Consider the following 16,926-nt stretch of genomic DNA (forward strand, 5'->3'; position numbering starts at 1 on the left):
GACGCGATGGGCCTCAAAAAAACCCGCATCGCGCAAGAAGGTGTCCATTTCCGAGACGGTACAGCATCCTTCATACGACTCAAAATCCGCAACTTCTGCCTGAATCACGCGAAAACGCGAGAGAAGCGAGGCCGCGCCGCGCAGGATCATCAGTTCACTGCCCTGAGTATCGAGAATGATCCCATCGTAGTTATGAACAGAATGGCCGCTACGTGCGAGGAGGTCGGGGAGCGTCTCGCCTACCATCTCAACTTTTTCAACATAGTGGATATGGGGCCAGATGTCCTTGTGCTGCTTGAGCTGCAGGATAGATGAGGATGCCCCGTTATTGTTTGCGATATTGAGGGTAATCTTCTCACCACTCTTGTCGGTGAGCAGAGCGCGCACCGCCGTTTGGCGCGGGAGGGGTGCGATATTAGCAACAAGCTCTGCGAATACGGATTCAATCGGCTCGACCCAAAGCACGTCAAGGGCGTGTTCCGCGTATTGATGACGTTCCTGACCTGTATTGGCGCCAACATGAATGACGCCTTTCAGACCCCTTAGGAACCAGCCCGGCCCCTTACCCCGCAACTTGAGGAACCTCTTCTGGATCGATCGTGATAGTTTCGACATTTTAGCGCCCCAACTAGTGTTTAGCTTAACCCAAGCATATTTTGTAGCGCCGGGTAGTCAAATTTGTCAGCATAGAGATTAATATAAAAAGCGTTCACGTAAATACTGCCGGATTTTCTAGATACGGAAATGTATTGACGCTGCTCCAATGGTAGTAGTGCTGGAACTAGCGCAATGCGCGTTTGAGAACAACGGCGGGGTTTGTGAGCGCCATCTTCAGGTATGATAAAATCCGCAATGTTATCCGGGTCTTCGCACCCGGATCGAATTTCCGAAATGGGCGGTCAACTGGTTGCGGAAATACGCCTCCAACCCACGGCACTTTGAGAATTTCGGGCGCGCGAGCTTTAGCGCTCTTGCCAGGTTCAGAGACAAACAATGTGCCGTTCATGCCGAAGAAATACCGCGGCCCAGTTGCAAATGCGGGATCGCCCAAATCGAGCACAGTGAACGGCGCTGCCAAGGTGCGGTCAATAAAAATCAGGTTCGCCCCAACGACAGCGATCAGATCGTAATCCACGGAACGCGCAAATTCGTAAATCGACCTAGGCGAATTCCCCTCATTCTCTCCCGGTGTATTCTCAAAATAAACGTCGGTTGGGATAGTCGGATTGAACTCGATGACGACGACCTTCGGGCGAAATAATTTCACACCGCGCCAAACCGCAAGATCATCGGAATCGATGTCAATCGATAGCAGGTCGAGATGGCGCGTGCCCTTCTGAAAGAGGGTGCTTTGGCTTAGGAGATTATCGAGACTGCTTTCGCCGGTGGCGCGCACAAAGGCTGAGATTGGCTCAGCACGCGGCTCAGCAATGTTGCGCTTTAAGTCAGTGAAGCGCTTTCGGTCGCCCTCAATGTACCAGCCGCCCCAGCCTTTTTCATAGAGGGCAAAGCAGTTGCTCAAGTGCTTTCCATCCCAAGCGCCAAACTCGCAGAATGTGCCGCACTCAATGCCCAGAGTGTCGAATATTGCGGCAAGTACGCCATCCTCACCACTTTGGCTGTGGGTGTTGGCGGCTTTCAACATTACATTTTCCATGTCACGACCTCATGCCGAGTGGGACGGCGTTTAGAATGCTAATTCTAGTAAAATGGCCGAACCAGATGCCATCTTCATCATATCAATCATGAGCGCGCTGCGTCGTCATGGTCTTGGCCGAACCGTGGCTGCTAGAAAACGCACCGTAGGCGAAACGTGTTTCCTGAACCAGAGCCTTCCAGCTATCCCGTTATTGGTTCAGCCCAATGGGTTTTCGACCTCCTGAACGAATGGGAGCTCGGAAAGCTGTGCGATGATTGCGTTGATGTTTCGCATCGCCCGAAGCAACGCTGGTGAAAGCCCATGAGGGTGGAGGGTTTCTGGTCGGGGCGGAGAGATTCGAACTCCCGACCCTCTGCTCCCAAAGCAGATGCGCTACCAGGCTGCGCTACGCCCCGACGACCCACCCAATACACCGGGTCCCCTGTGGCCGCAACCCGAAGCCGATACGTCTTGCCGCAATTGACCGGCTTTGCGGACGGGCATATACGGCTGGCAACGGCGGGGCGGTCGCGTCCCGGCGCTATTCAAGAGGAAATGATGGACGGCGACGGTATAGGGTTGGGCCTGAGGGGCTGATCTGACGCGCCGGAGACGGGGCTTTTTCGGGAAAGCCTTTGTGTCTCCCTCGCGTGAGGCGGCTCTTGCGGGCCCGCGCGGGGTGAAGATGGCTTTCCACATACCGACCATTTCGGTTGCCCGTCGCGGCCGCTTTGCGCCCTCGCCATGGGACGGGGTGGCGCTGTGTCTTGTCGCGGGCGTGCTGGCACTCATCGTCTATGGCGTGCGCCAGATGGGCGGGCCGATTGCCAGCGTGTCGGCGGCGCAGATTTCCTTGTCGCCGACCGATCTGCCGGAATATGCGCTGCGCACGACGCTGCGAATGTTCGCCGCGCTTGGCGCGTCGCTGCTCTTCACATTCACCTATGCGACCGCCGCCGCCAAGAGCCGCCGCGCCGAAGCGGTGCTGATCCCCATTCTCGACGTGCTGCAATCCGTGCCGGTACTCGGCTTTTTGTCGTTCACGGTTGTCGGCTTCATGGCGCTGTTTCCCGGCAGCGTGCTTGGCGCCGAATGCGCGGCGATCTTTGCGATCTTCACCGCGCAGGCCTGGAACATGGCCTTCAGCTTTTATCAGTCGCTACGGACGGTGCCGCTCGATCTCGATGAGGCCTCGCGCGCGTTCAGGCTTTCGGCGTGGCAGCGGTTCTGGCGGCTCGAAGTGCCTTTCGCCATGCCCGCGCTCATCTGGAACATGATGATGTCGATGTCGGGGAGCTGGTTCTTCATCGTCGCATCGGAGGCGATCTCGGTCGGCCATACGACGATCACGCTGCCGGGCATCGGCTCCTATGTCGCGCTGGCAATCGAGCAGCGCGATCTGGCCGCTGTCGGCTATGCGGTCGGCGCCATGCTCATTGTCATTCTGGCTTACGACCAGCTTCTGTTCCGGCCGCTTGTCGCCTGGGCGCAGAAGTTTCGCTCCGAAGAGGTCGCGGGCCAGCCCATGCCGGGCGTCTGGCTGTTGCGCGTGCTGAACCGCGCGCGCCTCGTGCAACTCGGCTTGAAGCCTTTGGCGAGAGGCGTCGGCGCGCTGGCGAGCAGGCCGATGACATTGCCGCAATGGCAGGGCACTGCCTCGCCGCTGCGCGCGCGCTGGTTCGGCCGGTTCTGGGCTTTGATGTGGTGGAGTGCATGGACCTTCGTGGCGCTGCTCGGACTGAAGGCGCTTTACAGCGAGTTGCATGGCCATATCGGTCTGGCCGAGATTGGCGAAGCCTTTTGGCTCGGCCTGATGACGCTTACGCGCGTGATCGTGCTCGTGGTGCTGGCCAGTATCGTCTGGGTGCCCATCGGCGTCTGGATCGGGTTGCGTCCGCGCTGGGCGATGCGCATGCAGCTTGTCGTGCAGATCATGGCGGCCTTTCCGGCGAACCTGCTTTTCCCGGCGGCGGTTGTCGGCATTCTCCATTTCGACCTCAATCCGAACATCTGGCTGAGCCCGCTGATGATCCTCGGCACGCAATGGTACATTCTCTTCAACGTGATCGCGGGCGCGAGCGCATTCCCGAACGACCTGCGCGATGCGGCGGCGAATTTCAGGGTCGGCGGGCGGCATTGGTGGTTCAAGGTGATGCTGCCGGGCATTTTTCCCTATTTCGTGACCGGCGGCCTGACGGCGACGGGCGGCTCGTGGAATGCGAGCATCGTGGCCGAGCTTGTGATCTGGGGGCAGACGCGGCTCGAAGCGCAGGGCCTCGGTTCCTATATCGCCAAGGCGACGATGGCGGGCGACTATCCGCGCATCATTCTCGGCGTGATGGTGATGGCGGTTTTCGTTACGTTCTTTAACCGGCTGTTCTGGCGTCCGCTCAATGCCTTTGCAGAACGCCGCCTGCGTATGAATTGAGGGAGTGCGCCCCATGGCAATCGTGACGCAGTTGACGAGAAACGTGCTGGAAGTACGCCAGATACGCAAAGCGTTTCCGCGACCTTCAGGCGGCGAACTGACGGTTCTCGATAATGTCGATCTGACGCTCAAGGAAGGCGAGATCGTGGGCCTGCTCGGGCGCTCCGGGTCGGGTAAATCGACATTGCTGCGTATCATGGCGGGACTGGTGGAGCCGAGCGCGGGCGAGACGCTGTTTCGCGGCAAGCCGATCGATGGGCCTGCGGCGGGCATCGCCATGGTGTTTCAGACTTTTGCGCTCTTTCCCTGGCTGACCGTGCTGCAGAATGTGCGCCTCGGTCTCGACGCGTTGCAGATACCCGAGGAAGAGGCGCGCAAGCGGGCGCTGGAAGCCATCGATCTCGTGGGCATGGATGGATTTGAATCCGCATACCCCAAGGAGATTTCCGGCGGCATGCGGCAGCGCGTCGGCTTTGCGCGCGCGCTTGTAGTGCATCCCGATCTGCTGCTGCTCGACGAACCGTTTTCGGCGCTCGATGTGCTGACCGCCGAAACATTGCGCACCGATCTTCTCGACCTCTGGTCGGAGAAGCTGATGCCGATCAAATCGATACTTCTCGTTACGCACAACATCGAGGAGGCGGTGCTGATGTGCGACCGCATTCTCGTTTTCTCGTCCAATCCGGGGCGCGTGGTGGCTGAAATTCCGGTCGATATTCCCCGGCCGCGCAATCGTCTCGACGCAAAGTTCCGTCGCCTTGTGGATAAGATCTACGAGCGCATGACCATGCCCGCGACGATAGCTGCACCCGCTCCAGGCGTGCCGACAATTGCGGAGGAGGGCATCACCAAGGCCTTGCCGCGCGTTTCGACGAACTCCATGGCCGGTCTCATCGAGGCGATTGCCGGGCCGCCCTATAATGGCCGCGCCGACCTGCCGGAACTCGCCGACGACATGCATATTGGAATGGATCAACTCTTCAGCATCGGCGAGACGCTGAGCCTGCTGCGCTTTGCCGATCTTGAAGGCGGCGACATACGTCTGACGGAAGCGGGGCGGCGCTTTGCGGTGGAAGACCCGAATATCCGCAAACAGCTATTCGCCGAGCGGCTGCTCGCCAATGTGCCGTTGGCGGCGCATATACGCCGCGTGCTGGACGAGCGCCCGGCGCATCGCGCGCCTTATGCACGCTTTGCCGAAGAGCTTGAGGACGCGATGTCGGAAGAGCGTGCGGAACAGACACTCCGCAGTGTCATCAATTGGGGCCGTTTTGCCGAGGTCTTCGCCTATGATGAGAACCAGGCGATGCTGAGCCTCGACAATCCGAGCTGAGGACGGAGGTCCGAACGGGAGCGCTCCCGCCCGGACCTCTCGTCTGTTCAGGCGGCGACTGAGGTGTCGGAGTCTATTTCGTGGTCGCCGAGCCAATAGGCACGGGCGGCGAGGCGTTCAATCTGCTCTGCAGGCCAAAGCGCATGACCGTTTTTCATGTGGGGCCCGGTAAGGTCGAGCACACATTCGATGTCCAGCCGGTTGAAGCCGTGAGTTGCGAGCAACCGGGTCGCAGAGACGAAATCGAGATAATTGGTCATCGGGCCTCCTCGCTCAGGATACAAACGGGTCATAAGTCCAGTGGGTGTCGGGATCGCGACCTCAGCGCGAAGGTTCGATGAAGTTTCGAGCCGTTAAAAGCACGGGGCCGGGGACGTTTCGACACGGCCGTTGTCGCTTGCAAATCCGGCTGATTTAGGGCGATAAGAATATGAATTTGCGACGTTCTCCAGAATCTGGGGACAGTCCTGGAGCAAGAAATATGGCGCGCGCACGAATCTACAAGCCCTCTAAGAATGCAATGCAATCGGGTCAGGCCAGGACGAAGATGTGGGTTCTGGAATTTGAGCCCGCTGTCGCGCGCGAGATCGAGCCGCTGATGGGCTGGACAAGCTCCCCCGACACCAATGCACAGGTGCAGCTCCAGTTTGAGAGCAAGGAGGCCGCAGTCGCCTATGCGGAGAGACGCGGCATCGAGTATCAGGTCGTCGAGACCAAACCCGTGCGTCGGTTGCTCAAGGCTTATGCTGATAATTTCAAGGCCGACCGCCTCGACCAATGGACGCATTGATCGCCGCGCAGGCCGCCCGTGTGATCCCGTAGCTCAGCTGGATAGAGCAACGGATTTCTAATCCGTCGGTCGCAGGTTCGAATCCTGCCGGGATCGCCATTCATAGCCAGCTAAAAATATATGCCGTGGGCGGGCCGTGCCGCGCATTCCGCGTGCAGGCCCGCCAACGGTACGATCGATTCTTACTGCAGCGCCGTGCTGATCGTATTGAACTTCGCGGTCAGGTTGCTGCCGACGGTCAGGACGACCGTGGCGATGGCAACAGCGATGCCAGCCGCGATGAGGCCATATTCGATTGCGGTCGCGCCGCTCTCGTTGCTTGCGAAAGATTTGAGGAAGTGACGCATGTTGAGTTTCCTTACTAACACCTCGGGTGATCGACTGCAGAGCCATTTGAGGGGACGTCTTGTGCTCAGCTGCGCTCCGATGGCCAGCCTAGAAGCGAAAATCTAAAGAACCCCTAAACAACTACACGCAATTTGACGCAACCTCCGGTCTCCCCCGAAATTTGCCATATTGGCAGCTCAAATTCTCCCGATGGTTCACTTTTGTGCATAGTAGGGCCATGATAATGGCCGCCGCAAAGGCGGTGCCCGAACGGGTTGGGGATGGAGAATTAACTATGAATCACGCTGCGTTCCGCGCTGAGTCGATAGCCGCCGACCGGGTGAGCGGATGGAAACATCTTGTCGCCGGGCTGGTGCTTGTCATCGGGGCGGTGTTCTGGATGACATCCGGCCATGCCGCCACCGCCACTGCCACCGCCACTGCCGCCGGCCCTGCCGCCGCGCCGAGCGAAGCGACCGGGCAGGACCTCTACAGGCGCGGCTTTTATCCCGAAGCGCTTGCCGAATGGAAAAAGGCGGTCGAGCAGGAAAAGGACGCCGGTGCAGCCTTTCGTCTTGGGGAAGAGTATTTCGACGCGAAGGTCGTTCAGCGCGATGTGCCGACGGCATTGAAATATTATGAGATCGGCGCGAATGGCGGCGACGCGCGCGCCCAGATGGATCTCGGCAGCATGTATGACAAGGGCTGGGGCGTGACGCGCGATCCGGTGAAGGCTGCGCAATGGTATGAGGCGGCGGCCAAGCAGGGCATGGCTGAGGCGCAATATAATGTGGCCACCATGTATGAGTCTGGCGAGGGCGGCGCGAAGGACGACAAGAAGGCCTATATGTATTTTCTGCTTGCTGTGCAGAACGGCTTTCCCCAGTTTGCGGCGAAGGAGCTGGAAAAGCTCTCCGGTACGATGAAGCCGGAAGATATTCGCCAGGCGACCGTAATGGCGCGGGACTTCAAGCCGGTGGTCACTACCAAAATGTCCGTCACCCGCTAAGGGCATTTCAGCCCGTGCAGGATTTTTACAGAGCCCCGGTGTCGCAGCCGGGGCTCTTGCTGTTTCAAATCCTGCGTCGCGCCTTATAGTCAGGCTTTGCAGAGAAAGCGGGAGTGTCCGATGGCATACGTCTGGTCGAACTGGTCCGGATGGGTGAAGTCCTGGCCCAAGACGATGCTTGAGCCTGCGACGGAAGAAGAACTCGCCGCCGCGCTACGCCTGGCCGAAGGGCCGGTTCGGGCCGCGGGCAGCGGCCATTCGTTCACGCCTCTGGTCGACAGCAGCGGCACAATCGTCACGCTGCGGCATATGTCGGGTGTTGTCGATCACGACGCCACGGCATTGACCGCGCGGATCAAGGCGGGGACGACACTGCGCGATCTGGGGCCCATGCTTTTCGACCGGGGTCTTGGCCTGATCAATCAGGGCGATATAGACCGGCAGGCGCTGGCGGGCGCAGTCGGCACAGGGACGCATGGGACGGGTGGCGAACTCGGCTCGCTCTCGGCATCGGTCGAGGCTTTCCGCCTCGTCACGGCAGATGGCGATGTCGTCATCGCGAGCCGCGCCGAAAACCCCGATGTGTTCGATGCGGGCCGCGTCTCGTTCGGCAGCCTCGGCATCATGAGCGAAATCACGATGCGCTGCCGCCGCGCCTATGCGCTGGAAGAAACGGGCGGACGCATGGCCGTGAGCGATGTGCTGACGGCAGCCGAAGCCTTGCGCGATGCGAACCGGCATTTTGAATTCTGGTGGTTTCCGTTTGCAGATGACGCCATCGTCAAATTTTTGACCGAGACGGACAAGGAACCGAAGCCGCGCCGCAGACGCGCCGATGGCGAGGAGACGCGCGACGACAAGATATTCCGCGCGGCCTGCGAGGCGTCTCGCTACGTGCCCTTCCTGCGCGGGCCGATGCAGAAATATCTGACATCATCGAGCGGCCGCTATTCATCGACGCTGACGGAGCCCGGCCGTGTGCGCTGGTCGCATGAGGCATTTCCGAGCGACCGCAATGTGCGCTTCAACGAAATGGAATATGCGATCCCGGCGGAGCGCGGGCCGGACTGCATACGCGAAGTGGCCGCCTATATGCGCGACAGCGGCGTCAATTTTCTTTTCCCGCTCGAATATCGCTATGTCGCCGCCGACGATATCTGGCTGAGCCCCTTTTACCAGCGGGACAGCGTCACGATTTCGGTGCATCAATATCATCGTCAGCCTTACGCGGCGCTGTTTGCCGGCGCTGAAGCGATTTTCCGTCGCTATGAGGGACGGCCTCACTGGGGCAAGTTGCATACGCTGGGCGCGGCGGAGCTTTCGAAGCTTTACCCGCGCTGGGATGATTTTCAGGCCGTGCGCCGTCGCCTCGATCCGGGCGGCAAGCTGCTCAATGCTCATCTGAAGCGCATCTTCGGAGAGGCGTGAGGCGTCAGGCCTTCTCGATGATGGCGACGACCTGACCTTCCGCGACCGAATCTTCCTCGGCGACGCGAATTTCGACGACGCGGCATGACATGGTCGCGGCGATCGGAATTTCCATCTTCATCGATTCCAGAATGAGGATGGCCTCATCCTCAGCGAGCCTGTCGCCGGGCTTTGCCTCGATCTTCCAGACCTTGCCTGCGATCTCGCTCTTTACCTCAATGCCAGCCACTTCAATTCTCCCTGCATTCAAAATTCCGGCATGTCTGCGCCGCTTGCCAGCGCGACCGATTTGACGAGCGCCCAGACTTTTCGCCCCGGCACGAGGCCGAGCTGTTCCACGGCGCGGTTCGTTATGCGCGCCGTGAGGGCCTGTGTCTTTCCGATAGAAAGAACGACATCCGTTTGCGCCGGACCGGCAGGTCGCAGCTCTGCGACGCTTGCCTCGATGATATTCTGTATGCTGATGCCTTGCGGGCGCTCCGTGGCGATGGCGACATCGCGGGCATGGATGCGCAGGCGAACCGCCGAGCCGGACGGCAGGTCGATCCGTGTCAATGTGAGCAGCGTGTCGCCGAAACCAAGCTCGCTCAAGCCATAGGCGGCATCGTGGCGGGTGATGCGCGCCTCGATGATGGTCGATGCATCGTCATCCTGTTCGCCGAGGATGAGGCGCTGCACATCGCGCCGGTTCAGCACTTCCGCAACGTCGCCCGAAGCGGCGACTTTGCCATCATGGAGCACGACGACGCGGTCGGCGAGGCGGACGATCTCGTCGATATTGTGGCTCACGTAAAGGATCGGCAGATCGAGGCGGCGATGCAGCGCTTCGATGAAGGGCATGATCTCGCGGCGGCGGCGAATGTCGAGGCTCGATAGCGGCTCGTCCATGAGGATGAGGCGGGGCGCGGAAAGCAGCGCCCGCCCGATGGCGACGCGTTGCGCCTCGCCGCCGGAGAGGCGATGGGGATGACGGTCGAGCAGCGGCTCAAGGCCGAGGAGGTCGATCACCTCGTCGCGCGATACTGTGCCAGCGTCCGAACGGCGTTTCGATCCGTAATCGAGATTTTGCGCGACGCTCATATGTGGAAAGAGGCAGGGGTCCTGAAACACATAGCCGATGCGTCGCTGCTCCGGCGCTAGTGCGATGCCGCGCGCCGTATCGGTAAAGGCTTCGCCGTCGAGCGCGATGCGGCCCCTGTCCGGAGTAGCCAATCCCGCGATGGTCTGAAGCGTCATGCTCTTGCCGGAACCTGACGGGCCGATGATGCCTGTGACGCCGTTGCCTGCCTCGAAGGCGACATCAAGGGCGAAGGCATCGACGCGGCGGGCAATGGCGACATGCAATGTGCTCATGACGCGCCCCTGATGCGCCGCTGCATCGCGCGGGCGAAATATTCAGACGCGACCAGCGCGCCGATGGCGAGCAGGATGGAGAGGACCATGAAGCGCAGCGCGTGGATTTCGCCCTCGGGCGCTTGCAGGGCGCTGTAGAGCGCGATGGGAAGGGTTTGCGTTTCGCCCGGAATATTGGCGACGAAGGTGATGGTCGCGCCGAACTCGCCAAGCGCGCGCGCAAAGCCGAGCAGCGTTCCGGCAATGATGCCCGGCGCGATCAGGGGCAGGGTGATGCTGATGAAGACATCGGCACGGCCGGCGCCCAGCGTGCGCGCGGCGGCCTCGAACTTCGGATCGACGGCCTCGAAGGAAAGCCGGATGGCGCGGACGAGAAGCGGGAAACCCATGATGGCAGAGGCAAGCGCCGCGCCCTTCCAGTTGAAGGCGAGGGTGAAGCCGAACCAGCTTTCGAGCCAATGGCCGAGAGGGCCGCTATGTCCGAAGAGAAGCAGCAACAGATAGCCCGTGACCACGGGCGGCAGAATGAGCGGCATGTGGACGAGCCCGTCGAGGACGAGCTTGCCGCGAAAGCGCCCGCGCGCGAGCGCCCAGGCGATGGCAATGCCGAAGGGAAGGGAGAAGGCCGTGCCGACGACGCCCGTTTTCAGCGAAAGCCAGAGCGCTTCCGCTTCACCGGCGCTGAGCCCGGCGCTGAAGAATGAACTCGTATCGATCATCGCTCGGCGGCTGCGAGCCGCGCAAAGCCCGCATCGAGATCGGCGATGAGATCGCCGAGATCTTCAAGCCCCGCGTGAATGCGCAGCAGCGGCCCTTCGACCTCTGCCAAGGTGGCTGTGCGGTTGCCTTTCAATTCCTGCGGAACGATGAGGCTCTCATAGCCGCCCCAGGAATAGCCCATGCCGTAGAATTCGAGATGGTCCAGCATGGCGGCAAGCGCCTTGTCGCTGCAGGGCTTGAGCACGATGCTGAACAAGCCGCTCGCGCCGAGGAAGTCGCGTTTCCATATCGCGTGATCGGGGTGGCTTTCGAGGGCGGGGTGAATGACACGCGCAACCTCGGGCCGCGCCTCCAGCCAGCGGGCGAGCGCGATGCCCGTCTTCATATGGCGTTCGAGGCGGACGGAGAGCGTGCGGATGCCGCGCAACGCGAGATACATGTCGTCGGGCGCCGTGCATTGACCGAGCGCGCCATGGCCCGCCAGCGTTGCGCCCCATGCTTTCTCGGTTGTGGTGATCGCGCCCATCATCACATCGGAGTGGCCGCAGAGATATTTGGTGATCGCCTGGATCGAGACGTCGACGCCGTGCTCGAAGGGCTTGAAGAAGACCGGCGATGCCCAGGTATTGTCGAGCATGACCAATGCGCCGCCTGCATGAGCGGCTTTCGCGATGGCCGGAACGTCCTGAACCTCGAAGGTGACGGAGCCGGGCGATTCGGTGAAAACGACGGTCGTGTTCGGCTTCATCAGCCCGGCTATGCCCGCGCCGATGCGCGGATCGTAATATTGAACCTCGATGCCGTGGCGCTTCAGAATCGTGTCGCAGAAATGGCGCGAGGGGCCATAGACGCTGTCGACCATCAAGAGATGGTCGCCGGTTTTCAGATGGGCAAGCAGCGCCGTCGTCACCGCCGAGAGGCCGGACGGGGTCAGCACGGCCTTGTAGCCGCCCTCGAGCGCCGCAACGGCCTCCTGTAGCGCGAAAGTCGTCGGTGTACCGCGCCGCCCATAGCTGAGGAGCTGCGAGCGATCCTTGAGCGATTTGACGGTTGGATAAAGGATCGTCGAGGCGTGATAGACGGGTGGGTTGACGACGCCGAAATTGGCCTCCGGATCGCGTCCTGTCGTGACGATCAGCGTATCGAGTTTCTGCTTCATCTCTGCTCACAGGTCTTTATGGAACCGCTCGCCTTGGCCCTGCGGTCCGGTTCGGGTAAGAATAGCGCGTCTCGTTCAAGCGGGGTGATGAAGTCGCGGGGCCTTGTGCCTCCCAAGCATAACACTCGGAAGGCCCATTCTGGCAAAGGGCGGGCCGGGGAAACGGCCAAAGGACTTTAAATGAATAACCGCCTCGTCGCCTTTCTGGTGGGCATCGTGATCGGCGCCGCTGCGCTCTACTTTTTCATGCCGGGCCCCGGCCCTGCGCGGGATACGACGAGGCAGGCGGAAAGCACCAAGGCTGTGACGCCTTCCGCGCCGTCCGGCGCGACGCTGCAGACCGTGCGCAAACGGGGTTATCTGCAATGCGGCGTGAGCCAGGGCCTGCCGGGCTTTTCTAACCCCAACGACAAGGGCGAGTGGAGCGGCATCGACGTCGATTTCTGCAAGGCGGTGGCGGCGGCTGTTTTCGGCGATGCGTCGAAGGTCAAATACCGGCCGCTGAACGCCAAGGACCGCTTCACCGCGCTCCAGTCCGGCGAGATCGATCTTCTGTCGCGCAATACGAGCTGGACCATGTCGCGCGACACCTCGCTCGGCTTCGATTTCGCCGGCGTCATCTATTATGACGGGCAGGGCTTCATCGTGAAGAAGGCGTCGGGCATCACCAGCGCCGCGCAGCTCAATGATGCCACGATCTGCACGCAGACCGGCACCACGACCGAACTCAACATGGCCGATTATTTTCGCGGCCAGAACATGAGATACAAGGTTCTGGCTTATGAGAAGAACGAAGAGGCGCTGAGCGCCTATGACGAGAAACGCTGCGATGCCTATACGACCGATGCGTCGGGGCTTTATGCGCAGAAGCTGATCCTCAAGAACCCCGACGACCATCTCGTTCTGCCGGAAGTCATTTCCAAGGAACCGCTCGGACCCGCCATCCGTCAGGGCGATGCGCAATGGGAAGACATTGTGCGCTGGACGCTCTTTGCACTGATCAATGCCGAGGATCTGGGCGTGACGCAGGCGAATGTGGACCAGATGAAGGCAAGCCCGAGCCCCGAGGTGAAGCGCCTGCTCGGCTCGGAAGGCGCCTATGGCGAGGCCCTGGGCCTGCAAAGCGACTGGGCGGCAAGCGCCATCAAGGCGGTCGGCAATTACGGCGACATCTATGACCGCAATGTCGGCCCCAAGACGCCGCTCCACATTCCGCGCGGGCTGAATGCGCTCTGGAAGAATGGCGGGCTGATGTACGCCCCGCCGATCCGCTGAGACGGGAAGGAGAGGGCGTGGGCGAGCGAGCGCCGAAACCGCAAGCCATGAGTGCCTGGTCGTGGGCCAATCCGCGAACGCGCGCGCTGGTCTATCAGGCGGGGCTGATCCTTGGCGTCGTGTTCGTGGTGTGGTTTTTCACCTCGACCGCGCGCGCCAATCTCGAACGCCAGAACATCGCCTCGGGCTTCGGCTTTCTCCAGCACACGGCGGGCTTTGGCATCGTCCAGACGCTGATCCCCTATACGGAGGAAGCGAGCTATGGGCGGGTGTTTTTCGTCGGGCTGTTCAATACCTTGCTGGTGGCGGTTGTCGGCACGGTATTCGCTGTGGCTCTCGGATTTGTGATCGGCGTTGCGCGCCTGTCGCGCAACTGGCTCGTGGCAAAATTCGCCGCCGTCTATGTCGAAACGCTGCGAAACATTCCGCTGCTTCTGCAGCTCTTCTTCTGGTACTTCGCGATCCTGCGGCCGCTGCCCGGACCGCGCGAGAGCCTGACGCTGCTGCCGGGCGTCTTTCTCAACAATCGCGGTGTCGTGATGCCGCGCGTCGAGTGGACATCGTCGTCGCTCGCCTTTGTCATCGCGCTTGCCGTCGCCATCATCGGTGCTGTCGCCATCCGGCGATGGGCGCATAAGCGACAATTGGCGAGCGGGCAGATATTCCCGGCCGGTCGCGCCGCGCTCGGCCTCATCATCGGATTGCCGCTGCTGGTATCGCTCATCGTCGGCGCGCCCTTTCATCTCGAACCGCCAACGCTCGGCAATTTCGACTCTGTGGGCGGCTGGCGGCTGCTGCCCGAATTCGTCGCGCTGACATTCGGGCTTGCCGTTTATACGGCGGCCTTCATTGCCGAAATCGTGCGCTCGGGCATCCAGTCGGTGAGCCGGGGGCAATCTGAAGCGGCGCATGCGCTTGGCCTCAGCACAGGGCAGACGCTGCGCCTCGTCGTCATCCCGCAGGCATTGCGCGTGATCGTGCCGCCGCTGACGAGCCAGATATTGAACCTGACCAAGAACTCGTCGCTTGCGGTCGCCATCGCCTATCCCGATCTCGTTTCGGTGTTTGCCGGAACGGTGCTGAACCAGACGGGGCAGGCGATCGAGGTGATCGCGATTACCATGGGTGTCTATCTCGTCATCAGCCTTGCGACGTCGCTGGCGATGAACATTTACAATGCACGCATCGCGATCGTGGAGCGTTGAGATGACAGCGATCACATGGGCGCGGCGCAATCTCTTCTCGAATTGGTGGAACAGCCTGCTGACTGTCTTCGCGCTCTATCTGATCGCGATCAGCGTGCCGCCGCTCTTCGACTGGGCAATTCTCAGCGCCGTATGGACAGGCGACAGTCGCGAGGTATGCCTCGGGGAAGGCAAGGGCGCGTGCTGGCCTTTCGTCTCGGCGAATATCGGCCAGTTCATTTACGGCCGCTATCCGGAAGCGGAAATCTGGCGCGTCAATCTCGCCTTTGCGCTCGGCGCCGCCGGACTTGCGCCGCTGCTTATTCCGGCGATCCCGGCAAAGCGCTGGAACGTCATCTATCTGCTGATCGTCTATCCGCTTGTCGCTTTCGTGTTGCTGATCGGCGACCGCCCGGGCCTGCCGCGCGTTGACACGGATCGCTGGGGCGGGCTTCTCGTGACACTGGTTGTCGCGGTGACGGGCATTGTCGCGTCGTTCCCGATCGGCATTCTGCTGGCGCTGGGACGGCGCTCCGAGATGCCGGTGATCCGCGTTTTCTCCGTCGCCTTCATCGAGTTCTGGCGCGCGGTGCCGCTCGTCACGGTTCTCTTCATGGCGAGCGTCATGCTGCCGCTCTTCCTGCCGGAGGGCATCAGCTTCGATAATCTGCTGCGCTGCCTCATCGGCGTCGCACTTTTTTCGTCCGCCTATATGGCCGAGGTGGTGCGCGGCGGGCTGCAGGCAATTCCACGCGGGCAATATGAAGCGGCGCAGGCTGTCGGCCTGAGCTATTGGCAGACGATGGGTTTCATCATTCTGCCGCAGGCGTTGCGCCATGTGATCCCCGGCATCGTCAACACCTTCATCGGATTGTTCAAGGACACGACGCTGGTGCTGATCGTCGGCATATTCGATCTGCTCGGTCAGGTGCGTGCGCAATTGAGCGATCCGCACTGGGCGGTCCCGCAAGGCGCGACGACCGGCTATGTCTTTGCCGCGCTCGTCTTTTGGGTTTTCTGCTTCGGCATGTCGCGCTACTCGGTGTTCATGGAGCGGCGGCTCAATACAGGTCACAGGAACTAGCGCATGTCAGTTGAAGCAAAACCCATGATCTCCATCGAGCATGTGCATAAATGGTTCGATGATTTCCATGTGCTGAAGGACATCAACCTGACGGTGCGCGAGGGCGAACGCATCGTTATCGCCGGGCCTTCCGGTTCGGGGAAGTCGACGCTGATCCGCTGCATCAATCGCCTCGAAGCGCATAACAAGGGGCGCATCGAGGTCGATGGCGTTGAGCTTACCGACGACCTGAAACGCATCGACGCGGTGCGCCGCGAAGTCGGCATGGTGTTTCAGCAGTTCAATCTCTTTCCGCATATGACGGTGCTTGATAATTGCACGCTCTCGCCGATCTGGGTGCGCAAGATGCCCAAGGCGGAAGCGGACGCGCTGGCGATGAAGTTTCTCGAGCGCGTGAAAATTCCCGAGCAGGCGCACAAGTTTCCCGGCCAGCTATCAGGCGGCCAGCAGCAACGCGTGGCAATTGCCCGCGCGCTCTGCATGACGCCGAAGGTGATGCTGTTCGACGAGCCTACCTCGGCGCTCGACCCCGAGATGATCAAGGAAGTCCTCGACGTCATGGTCGAGCTCGCCCATGACGGCATGACGATGATTTGCGTCACGCATGAAATGGGCTTCGCACGGCAGGTCGCCAATCGCGTCGTGTTCATGGATCAGGGTGAGATCGTGGAGGAAGCGCCGCCGGAGGTGTTTTTCAGTGCACCGAAGAGTGAGCGAACGAAGGCATTTCTCGCGCAGATTTTGTGACGGGTGGAAGGAAGACGTGGATGGCCGGGTCAAGTCCGGCCATGACGGGCTTTTTGTTTTCCGAGTTTCCCCAAGATCGTCATGCGCGGGCTTGACCCGCGCATCCACGTCTTTGCTGCGGTGCTGAATGAAGGGCGGCTGGGTTTACATCATGACGGACAAGCCGAACGGGACGCTCTACGTCGGCGTGACGTCGGACATTGTGGCGCGTGCTTACCAGCATCGCGAAGGCACCGTCGAAGGCTTTACGAAACGATATGGCCTGACGCGGCTCGTCTATGCGGAGCGGCATGACGATATTGGCGCCGCCATTCAGCGCGAGAAGAACATGAAGCATTGGCGGCGCGAGTGGAAAGTGAAGCTCATCCATTCGATCAATCCCGATTGGGATGATCTTTATGAGAGTTTGATTTGAGAGCGAGGGAAAGACGTGGATGCGCGGGTCAAGCC

General features: G+C 60.8%; 18 protein-coding genes and 2 tRNA genes. 11 read left to right on the plus strand and 9 right to left on the minus strand.

Annotated elements, in window-relative coordinates; genetic code table 11:
* The 3 genes from WA943_RS11760 to WA943_RS11770 all read right to left on the minus strand — a co-directional run.
* A partial coding sequence (locus WA943_RS11760; protein WP_424470070.1) for an FkbM family methyltransferase occupies positions 1 to 615 on the minus strand: 615 nt, incomplete at its 3' end.
* A gap of 166 nt (positions 616 to 781) precedes the next feature.
* Positions 782 to 1,645 (minus strand): hypothetical protein, encoded by an 864-nt coding sequence (locus tag WA943_RS11765; RefSeq protein ID WP_424470071.1) that lies wholly within the window; start codon positions 1,643 to 1,645, stop codon positions 782 to 784.
* 333 nt (positions 1,646 to 1,978) lie between these two features.
* Positions 1,979 to 2,055: transfer RNA gene (locus WA943_RS11770), tRNA-Pro, on the minus strand.
* 269 nt (positions 2,056 to 2,324) lie between these two features.
* Between WA943_RS11770 and WA943_RS11775 the strand changes: the two genes are divergently transcribed.
* Together WA943_RS11775 and WA943_RS11780 are read left to right on the plus strand one after the other, a co-directional pair.
* Positions 2,325 to 4,067: an ABC transporter permease gene (locus WA943_RS11775; protein WP_424470072.1), complete on the plus strand. Its 1,743-nt coding sequence runs from the start codon at positions 2,325 to 2,327 to the stop codon at positions 4,065 to 4,067.
* Positions 4,068 to 4,080: 13 nt separating this feature from the next.
* The gene (locus tag WA943_RS11780; RefSeq protein ID WP_424470073.1) at positions 4,081 to 5,400 is read left to right on the plus strand and encodes an AAA-associated domain-containing protein; all 1,320 of its coding nucleotides are present in this window, start codon (positions 4,081 to 4,083) and stop codon (positions 5,398 to 5,400) included.
* 47 nt (positions 5,401 to 5,447) lie between these two features.
* Here WA943_RS11780 and WA943_RS11785 read toward each other — a convergent pair whose 3' ends face one another.
* A complete protein-coding gene (locus WA943_RS11785; protein ID WP_424470074.1) occupies positions 5,448 to 5,660 on the minus strand; it encodes a hypothetical protein in 213 nt (70 codons plus the stop codon).
* 221 nt (positions 5,661 to 5,881) lie between these two features.
* Between WA943_RS11785 and WA943_RS11790 the strand changes: the two genes are divergently transcribed.
* Complete coding sequence (locus WA943_RS11790) at positions 5,882 to 6,190, plus strand: ETC complex I subunit (protein ID WP_424470075.1); 309 nt, start codon at positions 5,882 to 5,884, stop codon at positions 6,188 to 6,190.
* A gap of 22 nt (positions 6,191 to 6,212) precedes the next feature.
* Positions 6,213 to 6,289, plus strand: a tRNA-Arg gene (locus WA943_RS11795).
* A gap of 83 nt (positions 6,290 to 6,372) precedes the next feature.
* Here WA943_RS11795 and WA943_RS11800 read toward each other — a convergent pair.
* Positions 6,373 to 6,537, minus strand: coding sequence for a Flp family type IVb pilin (locus WA943_RS11800; RefSeq protein WP_424470076.1), 165 nt, complete (start codon positions 6,535 to 6,537; stop codon positions 6,373 to 6,375).
* A 275-nt stretch (positions 6,538 to 6,812) separates the two neighbouring features.
* On the opposite strand from WA943_RS11800, the gene WA943_RS11805 reads away from it, so the two are divergent.
* Positions 6,813 to 7,526 (plus strand): tetratricopeptide repeat protein, encoded by a 714-nt coding sequence (locus WA943_RS11805; protein WP_424470077.1) that lies wholly within the window; start codon positions 6,813 to 6,815, stop codon positions 7,524 to 7,526.
* 120 nt (positions 7,527 to 7,646) lie between these two features.
* Entirely contained in the window at positions 7,647 to 8,954 is a 1,308-nt protein-coding gene (locus WA943_RS11810) for a D-arabinono-1,4-lactone oxidase (protein ID WP_424470078.1), read from the plus strand.
* A 4-nt stretch (positions 8,955 to 8,958) separates the two neighbouring features.
* Here the strand turns inward: WA943_RS11810 and WA943_RS11815 are convergent, their stop codons facing one another.
* The 4 genes from WA943_RS11815 to metC are packed head-to-tail and all read right to left on the minus strand — an operon-like array spanning position 8,959 to position 12,186.
* Entirely contained in the window at positions 8,959 to 9,183 is a 225-nt protein-coding gene (locus WA943_RS11815; RefSeq protein ID WP_424470079.1) for an acetyl-CoA carboxylase biotin carboxyl carrier protein subunit, read from the minus strand.
* 17 nt (positions 9,184 to 9,200) lie between these two features.
* Entirely contained in the window at positions 9,201 to 10,307 is a 1,107-nt protein-coding gene (modC, locus tag WA943_RS11820; RefSeq protein WP_424470080.1) for a molybdenum ABC transporter ATP-binding protein, read from the minus strand.
* Positions 10,304 to 11,026: a molybdate ABC transporter permease subunit gene (modB, locus tag WA943_RS11825; RefSeq protein ID WP_424470081.1), complete on the minus strand. Its 723-nt coding sequence runs from the start codon at positions 11,024 to 11,026 to the stop codon at positions 10,304 to 10,306. The genes modC and modB overlap by 4 nt, the downstream gene beginning before the upstream one ends.
* Positions 11,023 to 12,186 (minus strand): cystathionine beta-lyase, encoded by a 1,164-nt coding sequence (metC, locus tag WA943_RS11830; protein WP_424470082.1) that lies wholly within the window; start codon positions 12,184 to 12,186, stop codon positions 11,023 to 11,025. The genes modB and metC overlap by 4 nt, the downstream gene beginning before the upstream one ends.
* Before the next feature lie 246 nt (positions 12,187 to 12,432).
* Between metC and WA943_RS11835 the strand changes: the two genes are divergently transcribed.
* The 5 genes from WA943_RS11835 to WA943_RS11855 all read left to right on the plus strand — a co-directional run bounded on the left by WA943_RS11835 (position 12,433) and on the right by WA943_RS11855 (position 16,891).
* Positions 12,433 to 13,461 (plus strand): amino acid ABC transporter substrate-binding protein, encoded by a 1,029-nt coding sequence (locus WA943_RS11835; RefSeq protein WP_424470087.1) that lies wholly within the window; start codon positions 12,433 to 12,435, stop codon positions 13,459 to 13,461.
* A 47-nt stretch (positions 13,462 to 13,508) separates the two neighbouring features.
* On the plus strand, positions 13,509 to 14,666 hold the full coding sequence (locus WA943_RS11840) for an amino acid ABC transporter permease (protein ID WP_424470083.1): 1,158 nt from the start codon (positions 13,509 to 13,511) through the stop codon (positions 14,664 to 14,666).
* 1 nt (position 14,667) lies between these two features.
* Entirely contained in the window at positions 14,668 to 15,729 is a 1,062-nt protein-coding gene (locus tag WA943_RS11845) for an amino acid ABC transporter permease (protein ID WP_424470084.1), read from the plus strand.
* Positions 15,730 to 15,732: 3 nt separating this feature from the next.
* A complete protein-coding gene (locus WA943_RS11850; protein ID WP_424470085.1) occupies positions 15,733 to 16,476 on the plus strand; it encodes an amino acid ABC transporter ATP-binding protein in 744 nt (247 codons plus the stop codon).
* Between the two features lie 127 nt (positions 16,477 to 16,603).
* Positions 16,604 to 16,891, plus strand: a complete 288-nt coding sequence (locus tag WA943_RS11855; RefSeq protein WP_424470086.1) for a GIY-YIG nuclease family protein — start codon at positions 16,604 to 16,606, stop codon at positions 16,889 to 16,891.
* Positions 16,892 to 16,926: the final 35 nt, after the last annotated feature.

It is taken from the genome of Parvibaculum sp., from assembly GCF_049651025.1.
Classification (GTDB): domain Bacteria; phylum Pseudomonadota; class Alphaproteobacteria; order Parvibaculales; family Parvibaculaceae; genus Parvibaculum.

Bases quoted from the DNA above. Each gene is read 5' to 3' on its own strand.
- WA943_RS11765 (WP_424470071.1), bottom strand. From the start codon at position 1,645: ATGTTGAAAGCCGCCAACACCCACAGCCAAAGTGGTGAGGATGGCGTA.
- WA943_RS11775 (WP_424470072.1), top strand. From the start codon at position 2,325: ATGGCTTTCCACATACCGACCATTTCGGTTGCCCGTCGCGGCCGCTTT.
- WA943_RS11780 (WP_424470073.1), top strand. From the start codon at position 4,081: ATGGCAATCGTGACGCAGTTGACGAGAAACGTGCTGGAAGTACGCCAG.
- WA943_RS11785 (WP_424470074.1), bottom strand. From the start codon at position 5,660: ATGACCAATTATCTCGATTTCGTCTCTGCGACCCGGTTGCTCGCAACT.
- WA943_RS11790 (WP_424470075.1), top strand. From the start codon at position 5,882: ATGGCGCGCGCACGAATCTACAAGCCCTCTAAGAATGCAATGCAATCG.
- WA943_RS11800 (WP_424470076.1), bottom strand. From the start codon at position 6,537: ATGCGTCACTTCCTCAAATCTTTCGCAAGCAACGAGAGCGGCGCGACC.
- WA943_RS11805 (WP_424470077.1), top strand. From the start codon at position 6,813: ATGAATCACGCTGCGTTCCGCGCTGAGTCGATAGCCGCCGACCGGGTG.
- WA943_RS11810 (WP_424470078.1), top strand. From the start codon at position 7,647: ATGGCATACGTCTGGTCGAACTGGTCCGGATGGGTGAAGTCCTGGCCC.
- modC (WP_424470080.1), bottom strand. From the start codon at position 10,307: ATGAGCACATTGCATGTCGCCATTGCCCGCCGCGTCGATGCCTTCGCC.
- modB (WP_424470081.1), bottom strand. From the start codon at position 11,026: ATGATCGATACGAGTTCATTCTTCAGCGCCGGGCTCAGCGCCGGTGAA.
- metC (WP_424470082.1), bottom strand. From the start codon at position 12,186: ATGAAGCAGAAACTCGATACGCTGATCGTCACGACAGGACGCGATCCG.
- WA943_RS11835 (WP_424470087.1), top strand. From the start codon at position 12,433: ATGCCGGGCCCCGGCCCTGCGCGGGATACGACGAGGCAGGCGGAAAGC.
- WA943_RS11840 (WP_424470083.1), top strand. From the start codon at position 13,509: ATGAGTGCCTGGTCGTGGGCCAATCCGCGAACGCGCGCGCTGGTCTAT.
- WA943_RS11845 (WP_424470084.1), top strand. From the start codon at position 14,668: ATGACAGCGATCACATGGGCGCGGCGCAATCTCTTCTCGAATTGGTGG.
- WA943_RS11850 (WP_424470085.1), top strand. From the start codon at position 15,733: ATGTCAGTTGAAGCAAAACCCATGATCTCCATCGAGCATGTGCATAAA.
- WA943_RS11855 (WP_424470086.1), top strand. From the start codon at position 16,604: ATGAAGGGCGGCTGGGTTTACATCATGACGGACAAGCCGAACGGGACG.